This window comes from Fusobacterium sp. JB019, from assembly GCA_030673965.1.
Lineage (GTDB): Bacteria > Fusobacteriota > Fusobacteriia > Fusobacteriales > Fusobacteriaceae > Fusobacterium_B.
This window is the reverse complement of record JAUTCN010000003.1, coordinates 14073-38241: the sequence shown is the minus strand read 5'-3', so window position 1 is coordinate 38241 and position 24169 is coordinate 14073. Positions and strand designations below refer to the sequence as shown.

General features: G+C 27.4%; 21 protein-coding genes. 19 read left to right on the top strand and 2 right to left on the bottom strand.

Features of this window, described 5'->3' with window-relative positions:
- Window positions 1–29 precede the first annotated feature (29 nt).
- From thiD to Q7K47_02930, 18 genes are all read left to right on the top strand, one after another.
- Complete coding sequence (gene thiD / locus Q7K47_03015; GenBank protein ID MDP0506178.1) at window positions 30–836, top strand: bifunctional hydroxymethylpyrimidine kinase/phosphomethylpyrimidine kinase; 807 nt, start codon at window positions 30–32, stop codon at window positions 834–836.
- Entirely contained in the window at window positions 829–1464 is a 636-nt protein-coding gene (gene thiE, locus Q7K47_03010; GenBank protein MDP0506177.1) for a thiamine phosphate synthase, read from the top strand. The genes thiD and thiE overlap by 8 nt, the downstream gene beginning before the upstream one ends.
- Before the next feature lie 2 nt (window positions 1465–1466).
- Window positions 1467–2279: a hydroxyethylthiazole kinase gene (gene thiM / locus Q7K47_03005; GenBank protein MDP0506176.1), complete on the top strand. Its 813-nt coding sequence runs from the start codon at window positions 1467–1469 to the stop codon at window positions 2277–2279.
- Between the two features lie 169 nt (window positions 2280–2448).
- Window positions 2449–3660: a pyridoxal phosphate-dependent aminotransferase gene (locus Q7K47_03000; GenBank protein ID MDP0506175.1), complete on the top strand. Its 1212-nt coding sequence runs from the start codon at window positions 2449–2451 to the stop codon at window positions 3658–3660.
- A gap of 17 nt (window positions 3661–3677) precedes the next feature.
- On the top strand, window positions 3678–5180 hold the full coding sequence (locus Q7K47_02995) for a DUF1846 domain-containing protein (GenBank protein ID MDP0506174.1): 1503 nt from the start codon (window positions 3678–3680) through the stop codon (window positions 5178–5180).
- Between the two features lie 906 nt (window positions 5181–6086).
- Window positions 6087–7562 carry a nucleoside kinase gene (locus Q7K47_02990; protein ID MDP0506173.1) on the top strand — a complete coding sequence of 492 codons (1476 nt, stop codon included), beginning with the start codon at window positions 6087–6089 and terminating at the stop codon, window positions 7560–7562.
- 16 nt (window positions 7563–7578) lie between these two features.
- Entirely contained in the window at window positions 7579–9342 is a 1764-nt protein-coding gene (gene sppA / locus Q7K47_02985) for a signal peptide peptidase SppA (GenBank protein ID MDP0506172.1), read from the top strand.
- A gap of 77 nt (window positions 9343–9419) precedes the next feature.
- Window positions 9420–9767, top strand: coding sequence for a YbaB/EbfC family nucleoid-associated protein (locus Q7K47_02980; protein MDP0506171.1), 348 nt, complete (start codon window positions 9420–9422; stop codon window positions 9765–9767).
- A gap of 146 nt (window positions 9768–9913) precedes the next feature.
- Entirely contained in the window at window positions 9914–10534 is a 621-nt protein-coding gene (locus tag Q7K47_02975; GenBank protein ID MDP0506170.1) for a lysophospholipid acyltransferase family protein, read from the top strand.
- A gap of 33 nt (window positions 10535–10567) precedes the next feature.
- Window positions 10568–12484 carry a methionine--tRNA ligase gene (gene metG / locus Q7K47_02970; protein ID MDP0506169.1) on the top strand — a complete coding sequence of 639 codons (1917 nt, stop codon included), beginning with the start codon at window positions 10568–10570 and terminating at the stop codon, window positions 12482–12484.
- 27 nt (window positions 12485–12511) lie between these two features.
- A complete protein-coding gene (gene galU / locus Q7K47_02965; protein MDP0506168.1) occupies window positions 12512–13387 on the top strand; it encodes a UTP--glucose-1-phosphate uridylyltransferase GalU in 876 nt (291 codons plus the stop codon).
- Window positions 13388–13427: 40 nt separating this feature from the next.
- Window positions 13428–15152, top strand: coding sequence for a phospho-sugar mutase (locus tag Q7K47_02960; GenBank protein MDP0506167.1), 1725 nt, complete (start codon window positions 13428–13430; stop codon window positions 15150–15152).
- 52 nt (window positions 15153–15204) lie between these two features.
- A complete protein-coding gene (hemW, locus tag Q7K47_02955; GenBank protein ID MDP0506166.1) occupies window positions 15205–16287 on the top strand; it encodes a radical SAM family heme chaperone HemW in 1083 nt (360 codons plus the stop codon).
- A 14-nt stretch (window positions 16288–16301) separates the two neighbouring features.
- The gene (locus Q7K47_02950) at window positions 16302–16982 is read left to right on the top strand and encodes a YggS family pyridoxal phosphate-dependent enzyme (GenBank protein ID MDP0506165.1); all 681 of its coding nucleotides are present in this window, start codon (window positions 16302–16304) and stop codon (window positions 16980–16982) included.
- Between the two features lie 17 nt (window positions 16983–16999).
- A complete protein-coding gene (sepF, locus tag Q7K47_02945; protein MDP0506164.1) occupies window positions 17000–17482 on the top strand; it encodes a cell division protein SepF in 483 nt (160 codons plus the stop codon).
- A 15-nt stretch (window positions 17483–17497) separates the two neighbouring features.
- Window positions 17498–18505, top strand: coding sequence for a 7-cyano-7-deazaguanine synthase (locus Q7K47_02940; protein ID MDP0506163.1), 1008 nt, complete (start codon window positions 17498–17500; stop codon window positions 18503–18505).
- Window positions 18506–18526: 21 nt separating this feature from the next.
- Window positions 18527–20476 carry a fructose-1,6-bisphosphatase gene (locus tag Q7K47_02935; GenBank protein ID MDP0506162.1) on the top strand — a complete coding sequence of 650 codons (1950 nt, stop codon included), beginning with the start codon at window positions 18527–18529 and terminating at the stop codon, window positions 20474–20476.
- Window positions 20477–20543: 67 nt separating this feature from the next.
- Window positions 20544–20759 carry an SHOCT domain-containing protein gene (locus Q7K47_02930; GenBank protein ID MDP0506161.1) on the top strand — a complete coding sequence of 72 codons (216 nt, stop codon included), beginning with the start codon at window positions 20544–20546 and terminating at the stop codon, window positions 20757–20759.
- Window positions 20760–20834: 75 nt separating this feature from the next.
- Here Q7K47_02930 and gdhA read toward each other — a convergent pair whose 3' ends face one another.
- Together gdhA and Q7K47_02920 are read right to left on the bottom strand one after the other, a co-directional pair.
- Window positions 20835–22175, bottom strand: coding sequence for an NADP-specific glutamate dehydrogenase (gene gdhA / locus Q7K47_02925; GenBank protein MDP0506160.1), 1341 nt, complete (start codon window positions 22173–22175; stop codon window positions 20835–20837).
- A gap of 53 nt (window positions 22176–22228) precedes the next feature.
- The gene (locus Q7K47_02920; protein MDP0506159.1) at window positions 22229–23149 is read right to left on the bottom strand and encodes an SUMF1/EgtB/PvdO family nonheme iron enzyme; all 921 of its coding nucleotides are present in this window, start codon (window positions 23147–23149) and stop codon (window positions 22229–22231) included.
- Window positions 23150–23396: 247 nt separating this feature from the next.
- On the opposite strand from Q7K47_02920, the gene Q7K47_02915 reads away from it, so the two are divergent.
- A complete protein-coding gene (locus Q7K47_02915) occupies window positions 23397–24122 on the top strand; it encodes a toxin-antitoxin system YwqK family antitoxin (GenBank protein MDP0506158.1) in 726 nt (241 codons plus the stop codon).
- The last annotated feature ends 47 nt before the right edge of the window (window positions 24123–24169 follow it).

Below are 24169 nucleotides of genomic sequence, written 5' to 3'. Positions count from 1 at the left end.
GAAAACTTAAAATGTTATGGAGGCTAGATATGAAAAAAGTTTTAACAATTGCAGGGTCAGATAGTTGTGGAGGAGCTGGGATTCAGGCAGATTTAAAAGCTATGAGTGCTATGGGTGTTTATGGAATGAGTATAATCACTGCAGTGACAGCTCAAAATACAATGGGAGTTTTTGGAGTGCAAGAGATTTCAAAAGAGATAATAGAAAAGCAGATAGAAGTTATATTTGAAGATATAGATGTAGATTCTGTTAAAATAGGAATGTTATCTAGTAGTGAAATAATAGAAACTATTGGAAAAGCTTTAAAAAAATATAAAGCTAAAAACATAGTTATTGATCCAGTTATGGTTTCTAAAAGTGAATATAAATTATTAAAAGATGAAGCAATAGAAGCTTTAAAGAAATTTATTTCTTTAGGAGAATTAGTAACTCCTAATATTCCAGAAGGAGAAATTTTAGCTGGAATGAAAATAGAAAATGAAGAGGATATGATAGAAGCATCTAGAAAAATTCAAAAATTAGGGGCTAAAAATGTTTTAATGAAGGGTGGACATAGACTTGACAATTGTACAGATGTTCTTGTTTTAAAAGATGGAAAAGTAGTAAAGTTTGAAGGAAGTAGAATAGACACTAAAAATACTCATGGGACAGGATGTACTTTATCTTCTACAATTGCATCTTTAATAGGAAAGGGCTTTTCTATAGAAGAAAGTGTTAGACTAGGCAAAGAATATATAACAGAAGCTATTAGAAATTCATTTCCAATAGGTCATGGAGTTGGACCAGTTGGACATTTTGTAGATTTATATAAAAAAGCAGGAGTAAGATATGAATAAGAAAGATATAGATTATTCTATGTATTTAGTTACTGATAGAGATATTTTAAGTGGAAGAGATTTAAATAAAGCAGTTGAAGAGAGTATTTTAGGTGGAACAACTATAGTACAATTAAGAGAAAAACATATCAGTGATGAAGAATTTTTAAAAATAGCAAGAGAATTAAAAAAAATAACAGACAAGTACAATATTCCTTTTATTATAAATGATAATATTGAGATTGCTAAATTAGTTGATGCAACAGGGGTTCATATAGGACAAAGTGATAATGATTTAAAATATGCAAGAAAAATACTAGGACAAGATAAAATAATAGGTGTCTCAGTTGGGAATATTGAAGAAGCTAGATTAGCTGAAGAAGGTGGAGCTGATTATGTGGGGATAGGAACAATATTCTTTACAACAACAAAAGATGATATAAATAAACCTCTTGAAATAATAGGACTTAAAAAGATTGTAGATTATATAAATATTCCAAATGTTGCAATTGGAGGTATACATTTAAATAATATAAAAGAAGTAATGAAGACTGGGACAGATGGAGTAGCTATAATATCTGAAATATTAGGGAAAAAAGATATAAAAAAAGCCAGTGAAGTTTTATTATCTTATATAAAAGGAGAGTAAATATGGAAGAAAAAATATTAGGAAATATAATTACAAAGATAAGAGAAAAACAGCCAATTGTTTTTCATATAACAAATATGGTAACAATAAATGATTGTGCTAATATAACTTTAGCTTTAGGAGCTTCTCCTTTAATGTCATTTTGCGAAGAAGAATTAGAGGATATACTTTCTTTTTCATCAGCATTAGTCTTAAATATAGGAACAATGGATAAATCTATGAAGACAATGGTAGTTAAAGCTGGTAAAATAGCAAATAAATTAGGGAAACCAGTTATTTTAGATCCAGTAGGAGCAGGGGCATCAAAAGCTAGGATGGAACTAGTTGGAAAATTAATAGAAAATGTTGATTTTGCAGTTATAAAAGGAAATATGGCTGAAATAAAATCTATTGCAGGAATAAAAAATAAAAATAATAGAGGAGTGGACTCTGTTGAAGCATTAGAAAATGCAGATGAAATAGCTTTAGATTTAGCAAAAAAATTAAATACTGTAATTGCTTTAACAGGAAAGCAAGATATTGTAACAGATGGTAAAAGAATTTCTAAAATAAATAATGGGACAGCTATTCTTGGAAAGGTTACTGGAACAGGATGTATGACGGCTTCGCTTATAGGAAGTGCTTGTGCTGCACAACAAGATAATTTTTTAGCAGCTACAGTAGGAGTTTCTATCATGGGAATTTCAGGAGAAATAGCTGAGTCTAGATTAAGTGAGGGACAAGGTAATGCTAGTTTAAGAGTTGGAATAATCGATAGTGTTTATAATATGACATCAGAAAATTTCAACAGTAACATTAAAGTAGAACTAAACTAAATAAATTAAAATAATTAAAAGTGAATTGAAATTTTGATGTTTAATTCACTTTTTATAATTATTAAATTTTTTAAAAATCATCTTTATATTTATATGGAATATATGATATAATATCTAGTAATTAAAAAAAAGAATATTTAAGTAAATTAAAAAATTAAGGAGGAGAAATATGCATATATCACAAAGAGCATCAACAATGAACTATTCACCAATAAGAAAGTTGATACCACTAGCCGACGCTGCTAAAGCAGAAGGTGTAACAGTTTACGCTCTAAATATAGGACAACCTAATATTGTAACTCCCGATACATTTTTTACAGCACTACACAGTTTTAGTGACAAAATTGTAAAATATTCAGACTCAAGAGGATTAGAAAAATTGAGAGAAAGTTTTAAAGCTACCTATGAAAAAATGGGAACATTTTTTGGTATTGATGAAATTTTAATAACTCAAGGGGGAAGTGAAGCAATCTTTTTTACAATGATGGCTATTTGTAATGAAGGAGATAATGTTTTAATTCCAGAACCTTTCTATTCTAATTATTCGAGTTTTTGCAAATTTGCAGGAGCTGTAGTAAAACCAATAGAAACAACTATTGAAACAAAGTTTCATTTACCAAGTAGAGAGGTTATTGAAAGTTTGATAGATGAAAAAACAAGAGCAATTATGATTTCTAATCCAGTTAATCCAACAGGAACTGTTTACACAAAAGAAGAAATTTATATGTTAGGTGAAATTGCTAAAAAATATGATATATATATAATTGCAGATGAAGTTTATAAACAATTTATATATGATGATGTTGAATATTTTTCATTTACTCACATTCCAGAATTAGAGGATAGAGTGGTTTTAGTAGATAGTATTTCTAAGCATTATAGTGCTTGCGGAGCTAGGATAGGTCTTATAGCTACTAAAAATGAAGAGTTATTAAAAGAAATTTTAAAGTTTTGTCAAGCAAGACTTTGTGTATCAACAATAGAGCAACATGCAGCTTCTAATTTAATTAACACAATGGATAGTTATGTAGAAGATGTAAGAGAAAAATATAAAAATAGAAGAGATCTTTTATTTAATTATTTGAATAAAATGCCAGGAGTTGTTTGTTCAAAACCTTGCGGGGCATTTTATGCCTTTGCAAAATTACCTGTTGATAGTGCAGAAAAATTTGCAAAATGGTTACTTAATGAATATAGATATGATAATCAAACTATATTACTTGCTCCAGGACCAGGGTTCTATCAAACTGAGGGCAAAGGAGAACAAGAGGTTAGATTTTCATTTTGTACAAATGTAGATGACATTGAAAATGCAATGATAATATTAAGAAGGGCATTAAAAGTTTATAGAAAAGATGTAATGGGAATAATAGAGGAATAACTAATAAGGAGAAGAGAATGAAAATAGGATTTGATCACAATAAATATCTTGAGGAGCAATCAAAATTTATATTAGAAAGAGTTAACAACTATGATAAACTTTATTTAGAGTTTGGAGGAAAATTATTTTATGATTTACATGCAAAAAGAGTTCTTCCAGGTTTTGATGAAAATGCAAAAATAAAATTATTACATAAACTAAAAGAAAAAGTAGAAGTAATAATTTGTGTATATGCAGGAGATATTGAAAGAAATAAAATAAGAGGAGATTTTGGAATTACATATGACATGGATGTATTAAGACTTATTGATGATTTAAGAAATTATGATTTACAAGTTAACAGTGTTGTAATTACAAGATTTGATGATCAACCAGCGACAAAAGTATTTATAAATAAATTAGAACATAGAGGAATTAAAGTTTATAAACATAGAGCTACAAAGGGTTATCCAACAGAAGTTGATACAATTGTTAGTGAAGAAGGATATGGAAAAAATCCTTATATAGAAACAACAAAACCAATTGTAGTAGTTACAGCTCCAGGACCAGGTTCTGGAAAACTAGCAACTTGTTTAAGTCAATTATATCATGAGGATAGAAGAGGGAAAAAAGCAGGATATTCAAAATTTGAAACATTTCCTGTTTGGAACGTACCTTTAAAGCATCCATTAAATATAGCTTATGAATCAGCAACTGTTGATTTACAAGATGTTAATTTAATAGATTCTTTCCATTTAGAAGCATATGGTGAAACATCAGTAAACTATAATAGAGATATTGAAGCTTTCCCTGTTTTAAAAAGAATAATTGAAAAAATTACAGGAAAAGAGTCTGAATATAAATCTCCAACTGATATGGGTGTAAATAGAGTAGGATTTGGAATTGTAGACGATGCTGTAGTAAGAGAAGCTTCTAATCAAGAAATAATAAGAAGATATTTAAAAACAGGTTGTGATTATAAAAAAGGACATGCTGATCAAAAATCTTTAGAAAGAGCTAAACTTATTATGGAAGAAGTTGGATTAAAAGAAGAAGATAGAAAAGTTTTAGTAGCTGCTAGAGAGAGACTTTCAAAATTAAATGATAGTTTTGAAGAAAAATCAGCAGTGGCGATAGAGTTAGAAGATGGAAAAATTATTACAGGAAAAGCATCTGAAACAATGTGCGCTCCAGCATCAGCAATATTAAATGCTATAAAATATTGTGCAGGAATAGATGATGCTATTCATTTAATATCTGAAGAAATAACAAAACCAATTATTGAATTAAAAATGAATAATTTCAGAAATAAAAATACTCAGCTTAATTGTGAAGAAGTTTTAATAGCATTAAAAATATGTGCAGTTACAGATGAAAGAGCTGCAAAAGCTATTAATGAATTAAATAAATTAAGAGGATGTCAAGCTCATTCTACAACAATTTTAGGAAAAACTGATGATCAGTTAATGGGTAAAATTGGAATCGAAATAACTTGTGATCCAGTTTTCTCAAGTGAAAATTTATATTATAATGGTTTATAAAAAAAATTAATAAATATTAGTGTCAGCGCCTAGGTTCTAGGTGCTGATATTTTTTTATTATAGAAAAATAATATATATAGTGTATATTTAGCATAGAAATATTATATACAAAAACCATTGAAAATTCTTGACAAAAATAAAAACATAGGGTATAAATGTATTACAAGAAGGAGGATAAAGATTAAAAAATAAAGATTATTTTGGAGGTGAGTCCGATGAAATAATAAATATTATATTTATTCCATTAAAGATCACAAGTAACAAGGAAGTGACAATAGAATAAAGTAACAAAGAGGTAAAGTAACAAAGAGGTAAAGTAACAAAGAGGTAAAGTAACAAAGAGGTAAAGTAACAAAGAGGTAAAGTAACAAAGAGGTAAAGTAACAAAGAGGTAAAGTAACAAAGAAGTAAAGTAACAAAGAAGTAAAGTAACAAAGAAGTAAAGTAACAAAGAAGTAAAGTAACAAAGAAGAAGAGAGGTACAGAAATAGAAATTGAGAATTCTTATTTTAGGAAATGGTTAGTTTTATTAGTAGTTATTTGTAAAATTAGTTTTTCTTTTGAAAGAGGACTAGAATTCTATATAATGAATCAGTCATGAAATAATAGATGAGAATTACCAAAGAAAGAGAAATTATGACAGAAGATGGGATAAATATATAGCGGCGAAGTTAACGTATAGATGTGTTTTGTTAGTAGATATGTCTTAGGAAAGGTAGGTGAGTTGTACGATCGGAATATTGTAAAGGGCTGTTTAGGTGATGACGACTTAGACGGCCCTTTTTTTATGCAAAAAAATAAAATTAAAAGAATTAAAAGTATTGAAAAAATTGAAATTTAAAAACATAAATGATAAAATAAGGATATTATTAGTAATAAGGAAAATAAATTTTATAGAGGTGGTTTATGAAACAAGTGATAGAAGGTAGACAATACGAAACAACGAAATTAGTTTTTTTAAAAGCCGTAAAAGATTTATATCCAGAATATGAGGTAGAATTACAAAACTCCTTAAATAATGGTTCTTATGGAGAAGTTTATGATAAAGAAGAAATAGTTGTTTTGCAGGAAGAAGACTACGAAAAAATTCATAACAGAATGGATGAAATAGTAGAAAAGGATATACCAATAAATTTAATAACAGAGGATAGTGATGATTTAAAATTAAAGGCAAAAGCTATTGAAAGAAGAGATATAAAATTGTTGCTTGAAAACTGTGGATGGTCTAAAATAAAAGAGGTTGAGATAGGAGATTATAGGGATTATTTTTATATATGCCCTGGGAAATCAACAGGAATAGTTAGAGATTTCCAAATATATAAATATCATAATGGATTTATATTAAAGACTCCAATGGAAGTATTTGATTGGAAAGTTGCTCCAATAAATGACACTCCTAAAATATCAAAGGCTTTTAAAGAAGGTAATTTATGGGCCAAAATAATGGGGATTAGTTATGCAGGAAGTATTAATAAAAAAATATTTGATAATGAAATATTAGAATTAATCTTATTAAATGAGACTTTACATAATAAAAAAATAGCTTCAATAGCTGATCAAATAATTGAAAAAAAAGATGTAAAGTTAATAACAATAGCAGGTCCTTCTTCATCAGGAAAAACAACTTTTTCTAAAAAATTATTACTTAACTTAAAAACTTGTGGGGTAGATACATTAGCTATTTCATTAGATGATTACTATATAGGAAGAGCTAATGTTCCTCTTGATGAAAATGGAGAAAAAGATTTTGAAACAATAGAAGCTTTAGATATAAAATTATTAAATGAAAATTTAAAAGATTTAATTGATGGGAAAGAAACTAAGTTACCCCTTTATAATTTCAATACAGGAGAAAGAAAAGAAAAAACAAGAACAGTAAAACTTCCCGAGGGTGGTATAATAATAATAGAGGGAATACATGGGCTAAATGATGAGTTAACAAAATATATTCCAAGAGAGAATAAATTTAAAATATATATAAGTTGTTTAACTCAAATTAATATGGATATGCATAATAGAGTTCATACTACCGATGTAAGAAAAATTAGAAGAATAGTAAGGGATAGCATTTCGAGAAAAACTCAAGGAGAGGATACCTTAGCAATGTGGCATTCCATAAGAAAAGGTGAAGAAAAATGGATATTTCCTTTTCAAGAAGATGCAGATGAAATTTTTAATTCAAGCTTAAGCTATGAATTGTGTGTTCTAAAACCTTTTGCTTTAAAAGAATTAATAAAAATAGGAGTAGATTCACCAGAGTATGACGAGGCTAAAAAACTAGCTGATTTGTTAAGTTGTTTTGTAACAGTTGATCAATCATTAATTCCTACAAATTCTATATTAAAAGAATTTATAGGAGGAAGTATATTCTATAAATATTAGAGAGAGTGGGGATGTAGTGGAAATTATAAAGAAAACATTAAAAGGATTTAAGAATTTTTTTAAACATGTTTTTATTGAAATGGGAAAAGCTTTTTTTAAGTTAGTTATATTAGGGTTAGTTATATTAGGAGTAACTAAATATATAAAAAATCAACAAAAATTGCCTCCAATAGAAAATAAAACATATGTAGTTATAGAAATGCCTAAAACATTAGGAGAAAGTAAAATAAAAACTTTGCTTGATTTAAATAAAGAAGAAAATTTTTATGAGTTTTTAAAAGAATTAAATATAATAAAAACTGATAAAAGAGTAAAGGGTTTGATATTAAAATTAAATAATTACGGATTAAATAGAGCTCAAACAGAGGAATTAAAGGTAAAATTAAGAGAATTAAAAAAAGAAGGAAAAAGAATATATGCTTATTTAGATACTATAAATAATAGAAATTATTCTTTAGCTTTAGAGGCAAGAAATATAATAGTTCCAGATACTAATTTTTTAATATCTGAAATATCAGGATATAATGGAAATTTTCCATATTATAAAGAGCTAGGAGATAATTTAGGGTTACAAGCAGAGATAATTCATATTGGAGATTTTAAGAGTTATGGAGAAAATTATAGAAATTCTCATATGAGTAAGGAATTTAAGGAAAATACAAAGAGAATATATGATAAACTTTATGAAAATTATGTTGGAGATATTTCAAGAAAAAGACATTTAGAAAAAGAAAAAATAAGTAAAGAAATTTTATCTGGAGATTTTGTGATGACCTCCGCAACTAATTTAAAAAGTAATAAATTAGTTGATCAAGTTATTTATTATGAAGACTTTTTGAAAAAAAATGAAATAACTAATTGTCTTTCTAAATCAGAATACTTAGCAAGATATTCTCAAGAAAAAAAATTACCAGAAATTGCGAAGAAAGATAAATTAGCAATACTTTATCTTGAAGGAAATATAGTTTTAAATGAAAATCCTAAAAATGTAGAAAAAATAATAACTCCAGCGATTGTAAAAGAAAAGTTGAAAATAATAGAAAAAGACAAAGAAATAAAAGGTGTAATTTTAAGAATAAATTCCCCAGGTGGATCAGCTTTAGCTTCTGATTTGATATATAAATCATTAAAGGAATTTCAAAAACCAGTATATGTATCTATGGCTGGAGTGGCAGCTTCAGGAGGATATTTTATTTCGGCTGCAGGGGATAAAATTTATGCAGATAAAGAAACTTTAACAGGATCTATAGGGGTTGTAACAATAATTCCAAATGCATCGAAATTATTTGATAAAGTAGGAATTAATTTTGAAACATTAACAAACAATAAATATGATATGAATATGGGAATATATAAAAAATTATCTCCTAAAATGAGAAATAAGATTTATAATTCTAGTATGAGTTCTTATAATGAATTTTTAACAAAAATGTCAACTAGTAGAAAAATGAAAATTTCTGATGTGGAAAAAATAGCAAGTGGAAGAGTTTGGCTAGGAAGTGAAGCTCAGGAAATAGGACTTGTTGATGAAATTGGTGGTTTAGAAAAAGTGATAAATGATTTGGCTAAAGATTTAAAACTAAAAGATTATAAAGTTGTAGAAGCAGTAAAGGATGAAAAATTTGAATCTTTATTAAAAACAATACTTCCAAAGTATATATTTAAAGATCTTATAGGAAATAATGTAATAGTTAAAGAGCTAAAAAATAGAGAAGAATTTAAATTACAAGAAGAACTTTTAAGAAGACCTATACTTTATGCTCCAAATATAAAATTTTAAATTTTTATTTCAATAGTTTAAAAAATTATGATATAATCAAAAAGTAGTTTAAGAATACAAAATTAGGAGGGAATGTCGTGGTAAGAAAAATAAAATCTGCTAAAACTGGTGGAAATCAAATGGATATAGTAAAAAAAGCTCAAGCTATGCAACAAGAAATGTTAAAGATTCAAGAGGGTTTAAAAGGAAAAGAAGTTGAGTCTTCAGTTGGTGGAGGAGCAGTAGTTATTAAAGCTAATGGTCAAAAAGAAGTTTTAAGTGTTTCTCTTTCTGATGAAATTGTAAAAGAAGCTGTGGAAGATAAAGAAATGTTAGAAGATTTAATTCTTTCAGCTGTTAGTGAAGTTATGAGACAAGCAGAAGAATTATCTGAAAAAGAAATGTCTTCAGTAACTGGTGGAATGAATATACCAGGATTATTTTAGTAAAAAATAAATTAAAATAAAAAACATTAAAGTGTTAATACATATATGTATTGACACTTTTTTTAATACTAAAATTATGATATAATATTTAGTATATGAAAAAAGGATAAATAATGTTTTAAATAAAGAATTTAGGAGATTATAGAATGTATAAAATTTATGGAATGCTTTTATATTTTATTTTAAGAATAATAGGTATGACTCTAAAAATAAAAGTAATAGAAGAAGAAAAAATAGATGGAAAAGAGACTTATGTTTGTGGATTTTGGCATAATAAATTAGTTACGGCTCTTTTTTGTTTAGATGAATTAGGAAAGAAAGCAGGACTTGCAAGTCCTTCCAAAGATGGAGAATTAATAGCTGTTCCATTGGAAATGATGGGATATAAAATGGTAAGAGGTTCTTCAGGAAGAGATTCTATAAAAAGTGTTGTTAAAATGATTAAATTAGTAAAAGAAGGATATTCTTTGGGAACTCCTCTAGACGGACCTAAAGGACCAGCTTTTAAAGCTAAAAAAGGGATGATATATATTGCCCAAAAAACAGGAAAGCCTTTTGTATGTTTAGGAGGGGCCTATAGTAAAAAATGGGTTTTTTCAAAAACTTGGGATAAATTTCAATTACCAAAACCTTTTTCAAAGGTGGTTTGTGTTATTGGAAAACGGATGTATATTCCCCAGGGGGTAGATACAAAAGAGTATCAAAAGTTAGCGGAAGAAGAGTTAATAAGACTTAATTTAAAAGCTGAGAAAGAACTTGAAAAATAAGAAAGATAATAAGAGAAAAATTAGGAGGAAATAATGAATAACAAATTTTATATAACAACACCGATATATTATGTAAATGGAGATCCACATGTGGGAAGTGCTTATACAACAATAGCTGCAGATGTAATGGCTAGATATAAAAAAACAACAGGACATGATGTTTTTTTCTTAACAGGTACAGATGAACATGGTCAAAAAGTTGAAGAAACAGCTAAGGCAAAAGGGCTTACACCTCAAGCTTGGACAGATAAGATGGCTCCTAGATTTAAAGAAATGTGGTCAGCTTTGAATATAAATAATGATGATTTTATAAGAACAACAGAGGAAAGACATAAAAAAGCAGTTGCTAAAATATTGAAAACCGTTTATGAAAAAGGAGATATTTATAAGGGAGATTATGAAGGAAAATATTGTGTTTCTTGTGAAACTTTTGTTCCTGAAAATCAAGTTGCAGAAGGGGATACTTGTCCAGATTGTGGAAAACCTTTAAGAGTAGTTAAGGAAGAATCATATTTCTTTAAAATGTCTAAATATCAGGATGCTCTTTTAAAACATATAGATGAAAATCCTGACTTTATATTACCTCATTCAAGAAGAAATGAAGTTACTTCATTTATAAAACAAGGATTACAAGATTTATCGATATCTAGAAATACTTTTGAGTGGGGAATTCCTATAGAATTTGCACCAGGTCATATTACTTATGTTTGGTTTGATGCATTAACAAATTATTTAACAGCAGCTGGTTACGAAAGTGATGTTGAAAATTTTGAAGAAAGATGGACAAATGGAGAGGTAGTACATCTTTTAGGAAAAGATATAGTTAGATTTCATGCTATTATTTGGCCTTGTATGTTACTTTCAGCTGGAATTAAATTACCAGATAAGGTAGTAGCTCATGGTTGGTGGACATCTGAAGGAGAAAAAATGTCAAAATCTAAGGGAAATGTTGTATCTCCTTTAGATGAAATAAAAAAATATGGAGTAGATGCTTTTAGATATTACTTATTAAAAGAAGTTTCTTTTGGAAATGATGGAGATTATTCTGAAAAAGCAATGATGACAAAAATAAATGCAGACTTAGCTAATGATTTAGGAAATTTATTAAATAGAACATTAGGAATGTACAAAAAATATTTTGGAGAAAATATAGTAGGAAATGGAGAATTAGAAGAAATAGATAATGGTGTAAAAGAGATGTTTGCTGATATTTTAGTAAAAATAGATGATCATATGTCTAGATTAGAATTCTCAAGAGCATTAGAATTAATTTGGAAATTTATCTCTAGAATGAATAAATATATTGATGAAACTTCTCCTTGGTTACTTGTAAAAGATGAAACAAAAAAAGATAGATTAGCAGGAGTAATGAATATGTTAGTTGAATCTTTATATAAAATAGCAGTTTTAATTTCTCCATATATGCCAGAAGCAGCTCAAAAGATGTGGAATCAATTAGGATTTGAAGATAATATTGAAGAAGCTCTTTTAGAAAATGTTAAAGAATGGGGATTATTAAAAGAAGGACACAAATTAGGAGAAGCGACACCTATTTTCCCAAGATTAGAGATAAAAAAAGAACCAAAAGAACAAAATCCTATAAATAAAAATTTAAAAATAGCTAATCCAATTAATATTGATGAATTTTCAAAAGTTGAATTAAAAGTTGTTGAAATATTAGAAGTGGATAAAGTTAAAGATTCAGATAGATTATTAAAATTTAAAGTTAAGAATAAAAAAGAAATAAGACAAATAGTATCTGGAGTTGCAAAATATTATCCTAATTATGAAGAATTAGTAGGAAAAAAAGTAATGGCAGTATTAAATTTAGAGCCAGTTGAATTAAAAGGAGAAATATCTCAAGGGATGCTTCTTAGTACAGAAGAAAAGAAAAGAATTAAATTAGTTGAAATAGATTCTTCAGTAAAAGTTGGTTCTAAAATAAAATAAAAAAAGGATATGATTTAGGAGGGGAAAATGAGAAAGGTAACTAAGGCAGTAATACCTGCAGCAGGTTTAGGAACAAGGGTACTTCCCGCAACAAAAGCTCAACCTAAAGAAATGTTGGTTATAGTTGATAAACCATCACTTCAATATATAGTTGAAGAGTTAGTAAAATCAGGAATAACAGATATAGTAATAATAACAGGAAGAAATAAGAATTCAATAGAAGATCATTTTGATTATTCCTTTGAACTAGAGGAAACTCTAAAGGAACAAGGAAAAGAAAAATTATTAGAAAAAGTACAGTATTTATCAAATCTAGCAAATATATTTTATGTAAGACAAACTCATCCTCTTGGTTTAGGGCATGCTATATTAAAAGCAAAACCATTTATAGGTAATGAGCCATTTGTAATAGCTTTAGGTGATGATATAGTACATACACAAGGTAAAACAGCAACATCTCAATTAATAGAAACATACGAAAAATACGGGGCAAGCGTACTTGGAGTACAAAATGTTGATAAAAAAGATGTTTGCAAATATGGAATAGTAAAACCAAATAAACAGTTAGATGAAAAAACAGTTGGTGTAGAAGATTTTATAGAAAAGCCAAGTGTAGAAGAAGCACCCTCAACTTTAGCTTGTCTTGGAAGATACCTTCTAAGTTCAGAAATATTTAAATCATTAGAAGAAACTAAGGCAGGAAAAGGTGGAGAGATACAACTAACAGATGCAATACTTAAAATGCTAAAAAATGGTAAAAAAGTTGTAGCTCATAATTTTGATGGGCAGAGGTATGACATTGGAAATAAAATAGGATTACTAAAAGCAAATATAGAATTCGGTCTAAGAAATAAAGAAACAAGTGAAGAATTAAAAAAATATTTAAAAGATATAAAATTATAAGAACTATAGGTTTTGGAAATGGACAGAAAGGAGATGCTATATGAAAAAAAAGGTAATGGAAACATATAAATTATGGATGGAGTCAGACTATATTGATTCTCAGGATAAAGAAGAGTTAAAAAATTTAAGTGAGAAAGAAATAGAGGAGAGATTTTATACGAATTTAAGTTTTGGAACTGCTGGAATGAGAGGAATTAGAGGGGTAGGAACCAATCGTATAAATAAATATATGGTAAGAAAAGCTACTCAAGGTCTAGCTAATTATATAATAAAGAAAAAAGGTGAAGAAGGAAAGAAAAAAGGAGTGGCCATTGCCTATGATTGTAGAATAGGATCTTCTGAATATGCAATGAATACTGCTTTAGTTTTAGCAGGAAATGGGATTAAAGCATATTTATATGAATCTTTAAGAACAACTCCAGAGTTATCATTTACTGTTAGAGAATTAGGAACTCAATCAGGGGTAATGGTAACAGCTTCACATAATCCTCAAGAATATAATGGTTATAAAGTTTATTGGGATATTGGAGGACAAATAGTAGAACCTCAAGCTAAAGGAATAATTTCAGCAGTAAATCATGTAGAAGATTTTAATAGTATAAAAATGATAACTGAAAAAGAAGCAAAAGAAAAAGGCCTTTTAGAAATTATAGGAGATAAAATAGATAATAGATTTATAGAAGAAGTTAAAAAAGAAGCTATAAATGTTGATATTCCAGGAAAAAAAGATTTTAAAATTGTTTATTCGCCTCTTCATGGGACAGCAGGAAGACCAGTTAAAAGAATCCTTTCTGAAATGGGATTTGAAAGTGTTAATGTTGTGAAAGAACAAGAAGCTCCTGATGGTATGTTTCCTACTTGTTCATATGCAAATCCAGAAGATAAAACAGTATTTAAATTGTCCACAGAACTTGCAGATAAAGTTGGGGCAAATCTTTGTATAGCTAATGACCCTGATGGAGATAGAACTGGAATAGCAGTTAAAACTAAATCTGGAGAATGGATATATCCAAACGGAAATCAATTAGGAATGATTTTAATGGATTATATATTGAAAAATACAAAAAATATTCCTAAAAATGGTGCTGTTGTTTCTACAATAGTTTCAACACCTATGTTAGATGAAATTGCTAAAGAATATAAAATAAAAATTTATAGAACCTTAACTGGATTTAAATATATTGGAGAAAAAATAGAAGAATTTAAAACTGGTAAAATAGATGGAACTTATTTATTTGGATTTGAAGAATCTATAGGATATTTAAAAGGGACTCATGTTAGAGATAAAGATGCAGTTGTAGCATCATTATTAATTGCAGAAGTTGGAGCTTACTATGAAAGTATAGGAAGTTCTATAGCTGAAGAATTAGATAAGATTTATAAAAAATATGGATGGTTTGGTGAAGATGTAGTAGCTGTTGTAAAAGAAGGAATGGATGGAGCAAAAGAAATTTCTAAGATTATGACTGTTCTAAGAGAAAAAGAAATAAAAAACATAATCGGTAAAAAAGTAATTACATTAAGAGATTTCAAAAAAGGAATCGAAATAGATTTAGAAAATTGTCATAGAAAAACAATACAACTTCCTAAATCAAATGTTTTACAGTTTGTATTAGAGGATGATGTTTTAATAACAGTAAGACCTTCAGGAACAGAACCAAAAATAAAATACTATATTTATGTAAAAGGAAGATCTAAAAAAGAAGCGGAATATCTAATAAAACAAATAAGTGAACAATTTGTTGAATTTGTAGATTCATTATAATTAATATCTAGAGGGGATAATATCCCCTCTTTTTTAAAATATTGGAGGAAATATGGTAGATGCAATATATATTCACATTCCTTTTTGTGTAAAAAAATGTAATTATTGCGATTTTTTATCATTTAAAAGTGACGAAGAAACGATTGAAAAATATGTTGAAAATTTAATTGAAGAAATACGTCTTTATCCAAAATATGATTATGACACAGTTTATTTTGGAGGTGGAACTCCATCTCTTTTAAAGGGTGAACAAGTAGAAAGAATATTAAAGGAACTAAACATAAAAAAAGATGCAGAAGTAACTTTAGAATTAAATCCAAAAACAGCAAATGAAGAAAAAATAAAGAATTTTAAAAAAGCTGGAATAAATAGACTTAGTATTGGAATTCAGAGTTTTAATAATAAATTTTTAAAAAAATTGGGAAGAATTCATAATATAGAAGAAGGGATAAAAATTTATAAAGAGGCTAGAAAAATAGGCTTTCAAAGTATCAGTTTAGATTTGATGTTTTCCTTACCAGAAGAGACTATTGAAGATGTAAAAGAAGACATGAAAAAATTGATTCAATTAAATCCAGAACATTTTTCAATATATTCTTTGATTTGGGAACCAGGAACTAAATTTTATGAAAAATTAGAAAAAGGTGAATATAGAGAGACAGACAATGATTTAGAGGCAGACATGTATGAATATATAATTAAATATGCTAAAGAAAATTCTTATCATCATTATGAAATTTCAAATTTTTGCAAAACTGGTTATGAAGCAAGGCATAATACTAAATATTGGAGAAATGAAGAATATATAGGTGTCGGTTTAGGAGCTTCAGGATATTTAAATGGTGTTAGGTATAAAAATCAGATGAAATTTAATTCTTATTGTGATAGTATATTAATAGGTGAAAAACCAATATTAGAAAAAGAAGTAGTTGATAATGTTTCTTTGGAAGAATATAGACATATATTAGGTTTAAGACTTTTAGAAGAAGGTATAATTCCAAGTATGGAAGAAAAATATATAAAAATATATAAAGAACTAAAAAAGGACAATTTTTTAGAAAAAGTAAATGGTAGATATGTATTAACTAAAAAAGGAGTACTTTTAGCTAATAATGTATTTGAAAAATTTATATGAGAGAGGGTGATTTTTTGGCAACAATAACTAAAAGAGTTGAGGAAATACAAGAAGATATAAAGAAACATTCTATATATCCAGAAAAAGTTAAATTGGTTGCAGTTACTAAATATCCAATAGTGGATAAACCTAAGTTAGAAGAACTAATGGCTAATGAAATATTTGATTTTGGAGAAAATAGAGTTCAGGTATTAGAAGCCAAAAGAGAATTATTAGAAGAAGATAAAGATAAAATAAATTGGAATTTTATAGGAAATTTACAAAAAAATAAAGTAAAATATATTATAGACTATGTTTATATGATTCATTCAATAAATAGAATGTCTCTTGCTCAGGAAGTAGATAAGAGAGCTAAAGGAATTGGAAGAATAATAGATGTTTTAATTGAAATAAATTTAAGTGGAGAAGAATCTAAAGAGGGATATACAAAAGAAGATTTTTATAAAGAACTGCCTGAATTAATGAAATTAAAAAATATAAATATTAAAGGTCTTATGACTATGGCTCCAAATGTAGATGATGAGGAAGAAATTAGAGCTAGTTTTAGAAAATTAAGAGAAATAAAAGATGAGTTAAATGAAAAATATTTCAAAGGAACTCTTAGTGAACTTTCCATGGGTATGAGCCATGATTATAAGATTGCTTTAGAGGAAGGTGCAACAATTATAAGAGTGGGTAGTAAACTTTATAGCTAATAACGGAGGTGTGCATAATGAGTAAAAAGAGAAATAAATTAGAAAGTTTTAAAGAAATATTTGGTATGGGTGGCTCTGATGTTGATAATGAAGAAAGTGGAATAGTAGATTTCCAAAGTGAAAAAATTCAAACAGAAGAGATAAAAAATAATAAAACAAAAATGTTTAGAAAAAAAGAAGTAGAGAAAAAAGAAACTGTAGTAAGAGATGAAGATATATCAGCTTATCAAAGTGTTATAGTAGATTTAAAAAAATATGAAGATTGTAAAAAAATAGCAAAGTATATAAAAAATGATAAGGTTGTAACTTTAAACTTAGAATATTTAGATAAAGAAACAGCTCAAAGAATAATTGATTTTTTAAGTGGAGCTATGTGTATTAAAGGAGCTAGATTAATAGATATCAGTGCCAATGTTTACGTATCTGTACCAAAGGATATGAATGTATATTTTGATAGAGGAAAAAAACAAAACAAAAATAATTTGTTTAATTTAAAATAAAAGGAGTTTTAGAAAGTGGAAAAAAGAAAAGTAAGAGCTTTAGCGTTATTTTCAGGAGGACTAGATAGTGCTTTAGCAATAAAACTAATTAAAGACCAAGGAATTGAAGTAATAGCTTTAAATTTTGTATCTCATTTTTTTGGAGGTAAAAATGAAAAAGCTGAAAAAATGGCCGAGCAATTAGGAGTAAAATTAGAATATGTTGATTTTAGTAAACATCATATGGATATATTAAAAAATCCTGTATATGGAAGAGGGAAAAATATGAATCCATGTATTGATTGCCACGCTCTTATGTTTAAATTTGCAGGGGAATTATTAGAAAAGTATGATGCTGACTTCTTAATATCAGGAGAAGTTTTAGGACAAAGACCAATGTCTCAAAATTCACAATCTTTAGAAAAAGTAAAAAAATTATCAGAAAAAGGTGACATCATTATAAGACCTTTATCTGCTAAAAAATTACCTTTAAGCAAGCCAGAGATAGATGGACTTGTAGATAGAGAAAAACTTATGGATATTAGTGGTAGATCAAGAGTAAGACAAATAGCTTTAGCAAAAGAAATGGGTTTAGTTGATTATCCAACTCCAGCAGGAGGATGTTTGTTAACAGATCCAGCTTATTCTAAAAGATTAAAAATAATAGAAAAAGATGGATTGTTAGAAGACGGAAATGCAGTAATTTTTGATTTATTAAAGAAAGTTAGATTCTATAGATTTGGGGAAGGAAAATACCTTTTTGTTGGAAGAACAAAAGCAGATAATGAAGAAATTTTAAAACATAAAACACTTGGCAAATTCTTTATAAGAGGAAAAGGTGTAGGTGGACCATATATAATAGGATATGGAGACTTATCAGAAGAGCAGACAGAATTTGCTAAGAATTTATTTTCAAAATATTGTAAATTTAAAGGAAAACAAGAAATAGAAATATTCTTTAACGAAGAAGTAATGAAAGTTGCTGAAATAGATCAAGCAAAAATGGATGAGCAAATAAAGAAGTATCAGGTTGTCATGAATTAAATGACTATTTTGGAGGATGTTATGGAAGAAAATAAATTGAAATTTTTGAGATTGCTATCTAATTCTTTCCCTACAATAGCAAGCACAACAAGTGAGATAATAAACTTAAAAGCAATAATGAATTTACCAAAGGGGACTGAACATTTTTTGACAGATATTCATGGGGAATACAAAGCTTTTAATCATGTTTTAAGAAATGGTTCAGGAGTTATAAAGGATAAAATTCAAGATATTTATGGTGATACATTAGAAGAGGCATTTAAAAGACAACTTGCTACAGTAATATATTATCCAGAAGAAAAAATAACTTTTGTTCAAGAACAAGGAACAGATATGCCAAGCTGGTATAAGGTTACTATTATAAGACTTATAGAAGTTTGTAGAGTAGTAAGTTCTAAATATACTGATTCTAAAGTAAGAAAAGCTTTACCTTCAGAATTTGCTTATATTATTCAAGAACTTTTACATGAAAAATATTATTCAGCTGATAAAAAAGATTATGTTAGAAAGATTATAGATACAATTATAGAGTTAGATAGAGCTAAAGAATTTATAATAGCAATATCAGAACTTATTCAAAGACTAACAATAGATGTATTACATATTGTTGGAGATATTTATGACAGAGGTCCTCATCCTCATTTAATTATGGATAAATTAATGCATCATCATAATGTTGATATTCAGTGGGGTAATCATGACATGCTTTGGATGACTGCAGCTGCAGGTCAAGAATGTGCAATAGCAAATGTTATTAGAATTTGTAGTAGATATTCTAATACAGATATATTAGAAGATATCTACGGAATAAATTTATTACCTTTGGCTAAGTTTGCAATGAATAAATATTATAATGATGAATGTTTACAATTTATTCCAAAAGAAACCAATGATGAAGATATAGTTATGATGGCAAGAATGCATAAGGCTATATCAGTAATTCAGTTTAAACTAGAATATAATTTAATAAAAAGAAATCCACAGTTTGAAATGGAAGATAGATTATTATTAGATAAAGTAAATTATAATGAAGGAACTATAAAAATTGATGGGGAAGAATATAAGATGTTAGATAATAATTTCCCAACTATAGATCCAAAAGATCCTTATAAACTAACAGATGAAGAAAAAGAGATAGTAAAAAAATTAAAGCATACATTTATTCATAGTGAAAAGCTTCAAAAACATGTTAAGTTTTTATTTGCTAAGGGAAGTATGTTTTTAAAATATAATTCTAATCTTCTATATCACGGATGTATTCCAGTTGATGAAAAGGGAGAATTTATAAAAGTTAATTTATTTGGAGAAGAACTTTCTGGAAAAGCATATTTAGAAGAACTTGATAGAATTTGTAGAGAAGGATATTTTAATAAAACAGATAAGGATATGAAGCAACAATGTACTGATATCATGCTTTATTTATGGCTTGGAAAAGATTCACCTTTATTTGGAAAATCAGCTATGAAAACATTTGAAAGATACTTTATCGCTGAGGAAGAAACACATAAAGAAGTTAAAAACCCTTATTATTCATTATATGAAAATAGAAGTTTTATTGAAAAAATATTTGCAGAATTTGATTTGGATATTAATATTTCTCATATAATAAATGGGCATGTACCTGTTAAAGAAAAAAGAGGAGAAAGTCCAATGAAGGCAGAGGGAAGATTAATAGTTATAGATGGTGGATTCTCAAAACCTTATCAAAGGGAAACAGGGCTTGCTGGATATACTTTAATTTATAATTCTTATGGATTAAAATTAGTTTCTCATCAACCTTTTAAAGATGTATCAAAAGCAATAGCAGAATGTTTAGATATCCACTCTTCAACAAGAATAGTAAAAAGAGTTTTAGAAAGAAAAAAAGTAAAAGATACGGATATAGGTAAAAAATTACAAGTTCAAATTAATGATTTATATGAATTATTAAGAGCTTATAGAAAAGGTATAATAAAAGAAAAACATTCTTAAAATTGACACAAAGGTGACACATAAATAGGATATAATAAAAAACATATTAATTAAAGGAGGAAAATAGATGTATGAATGTGGAATTTTTAATATAATTGGAGGACATTGGTTTTCTATGCCTGTTTTAGTATTTGTTTTATTATTTTTATGGATTGTTTTCAATTTTAAGGATAAAAGAAATATGAAATATGATGTTATGGATAAATTAAATAATTTATATGCTACTGGAGAAATAACAGAAGAAGAATATTTACAAAGAAAAAGAATTCTTAAAAGAAGATAAAAAGAATAAAAAAGATTGATTACTATATTATATAGGAATCAATCTTTTTAAATTTAAGGATGATTAGAGAATTTATTAGTAATCTCCTTGAACTAGCATGGCATTAGCAACTTTTAAGAAACCAGCAATATTAGCTCCTTGTGACAAGGTAACATTATATTTTAAACTCATTTCCTTTGAAGATGAATAAATATGTTTCATAATATCTATAAGTTTATTATCTACAGTTTCAGCAGTCCAAGAATATCTAATACTATTTTGTGACATTTCTAGTGCAGATATAGCAACTCCACCAGCATTGGCAGCTTTACCACATCCGTATTTAACATTATTTTTTTCAAAATGGTGAATTGCATCAGGTGTGCAAGGCATGTTAGCTCCTTCGCATACAGCAATAACTCCGTTATTAACTAATTTTTTAGCATCTTCAAAATCTAATTCATTTTGAGTAGCACATGGAAGAGCAAAATCAACAGGAATTTCCCAAGGCTTTCCAGCTATTCTAAATTTTAAATTAAATTTATCAGCCAAATCCTTAAGATTTTGATTTGAATCAGCTCTAACAACTAACATATAGTCAATCATTTCTTTAGTTAAACCTTCTTCAACATAAATATATCCTTTTGAACTAGATAAAGTAACTACTTTTGCTCCTAATTCTTTCATTTTTAAAGCAGCTCCCCAAGCAACATTTCCATAACCAGATATAGCAACTTTTTTTCCAATAATATCTATATTATTATCATCAAGAATTTCTTTTAAAAAATAACTTAATCCATATCCTGTAGCTTCAGGTCTAATTAAACTTCCGCCAATAGATATTGGTTTTCCAGTTATAACTCCACTTTCAGACATTCCTTTAATTCTTCTATATTGTCCATATAAAAATCCAATTTCTTTTCCAGTAACTCCTAAATCCCCAGCAGGGACATCAATATAAGGCCCAATATGACGGTATAATTCAGTCATGAAACTTTTACAAAATCTTTTAATTTCAGAGTCAGATTTATAAGAAGGATCAAAATCACTTCCACCCTTTGCTCCACCAATTGGTAAACCTGTTAAAGAATTTTTAAAAATTTGTTCAAAGCCTAAGAATTTTAATAATCCAAGTCTAACAGTTGGATTAAATCTTAATCCTCCTTTATAAGGACCTATGGAACCGTTAAATTGAATTCTATAGCCTTTATTCACATGCATTTGTCCATTATCATCTTCCCAAGGGACTTTAAATATAATTGTTCTTTCAGGTTCTACTAATCTTTCAAGAAGGGCGACTCTTCTATATTCTGTTTCATTTTCAGAAACTACTTTTTCTAAAGAATCCAATACTTCTTTGGCAGCTTGGTGAAATTCTCTTTCTTCTGGTGCTCTTTCAACTAAATGATCGTAAACTTCTTTGATGTAACTGTTCATAACTAAAAAACCTCCTAGTAAAAAATGTAATATATATAATTAAAATTATATTTTTAGTATGTTCTGCAAATTCTAAATCCAATACTTGAATCTTTATTATTAGTTCCAAAATGATATTTATGAATTAAATTCATAAATTCTCCTCTATTAAACCAAGAGCCTCCTCTTATAACTCGGTCAGCTTCACTATCAGTATAAATAAAAGAATTTTTTTCTATAGAAGAAATATCATGAGAGCTTCTATCATGTTTGTAGTTAGAATCAAAACACCATTCCCAAACATTTCCAGAAACATCATATAATCCTAATTCGTTAGGAGCTTTTAATCCTACATTATGAGTTTTTAAATTAGAATTAGAAGATGACCAAGCAATATCTTCAATATTATCAGATCCAGCAAATTTACTATCAAAACTTCCTTTTTCCATTCCTTTGTTTCCACCTCTAGCAAACCATTCCCATTCAAATTCTGTAGGTAGTCTGTAACCTTTAGTTTTTGAAAAATCTGCTATACAAGGATCAATTTCTTTACCATCATCTAATATGATTTTTGAAAGTTTGTTATCTATTATTTTATAAACAGGCTTTAAGCCTTTTTTTATACTTAGCTTGTTACAGAATTTTAAAGCTTCTATCCAAGAAATATTTTCTACAGGAAGATCTTCTCCTATAAAATGACTGGGTGTTGTTTCCATTATAGAAAACCATAGTTTTTGTGTAACTAAATATTTGCTTACATGTAAAGGGGAAACTTTTTTATCAACCTTCAAATAATAAGGTCTATAAGATCCACCTTGAGCTACAACAGTGTTTACATCAATATTTTTTATGTTACTTAATTTTAACGCTATTTCTTTTTTTTGTTGAAGTTCTTTATACTGTTCTTTTAATTCAACCATTTTCTCAGTTAAACCGTTAACTAACATATCAATATTTCTGATTGATTCTACAAAATTTAATTTTACTGTATCCATATCTCTACCTCCAACTATATAATGATGTATATATAAAATATATTCTAAATTAGAATATTATAAAAAAGATAAATGTATTATAGCACTGAATTTTCAAATGTCAACAAAAAAAATAAATAAAATAAATAAAAAGTTTAATATTTTTTAAGTTTAACCTATAAATTAAAAGACTTATGTAATAAAAATATATGAAATTATTTTTTTATATGTTATTATATAAAATAAATATTTTTAAAAGGGGAGAAATATGAAAGGTTTAAAAAGATTAGTATTTTTTTGCTTAGTTATGCTTTTATCAGTTCAGTTATATTCACAAGAAATTAAAGATTATTATGAAAGTGGAAATATAAAAGGAAGAGCACAAGTTTTAAATGGGAAGCCACAAGGTAAAATGATAACTTATTATGAAAATGGTAATATTCAAACACTTGGAAACTATGATAATGGAAAATTAAATGGAGTTTCTTTAATGAATTACTCAGATGGAGGTCTTAAATGGAAAACTTATTTTAAGAATGGAGAAGCTAACGGGGATACAAAACTTTATTATCAAGATGGGAAGATAAAAGCAGAGTCTTATTATGTTAATGGGAAAAGAGAAGGTAAATATACAGAATATTATTATAACGGTCAAATAAAAGCTGTATATAATTATAAGGATGACAAGAGAGACGGAGAAGGGAAAAGATTTTATTCAAATGGGCAATTGAGAATGAAAACTATATTTAAAAATGATAAGGCAAATTCCTATGTAAGAATTTATTCTAAAGAAGGAAAATTAGTAGCTAAGCAAAAATATAGAAATGGTGAGCCTGTAAAGAGTTTAAGTATAGGAAAAGGAATAAAAAAATCTTTATTAAGATTTGGAATATTTATGTTATTTTTTGCACCATATACTTTTATAAGAGACAGATATAGAAAAAAAAGAAAAGAGAAGAAAGAAAAAGAAGAAAATAAAATTAAAGCAGATTAATTTCTGCTTTTTTTAATAAAAAAACATAAAAATTAGATAAAATATAA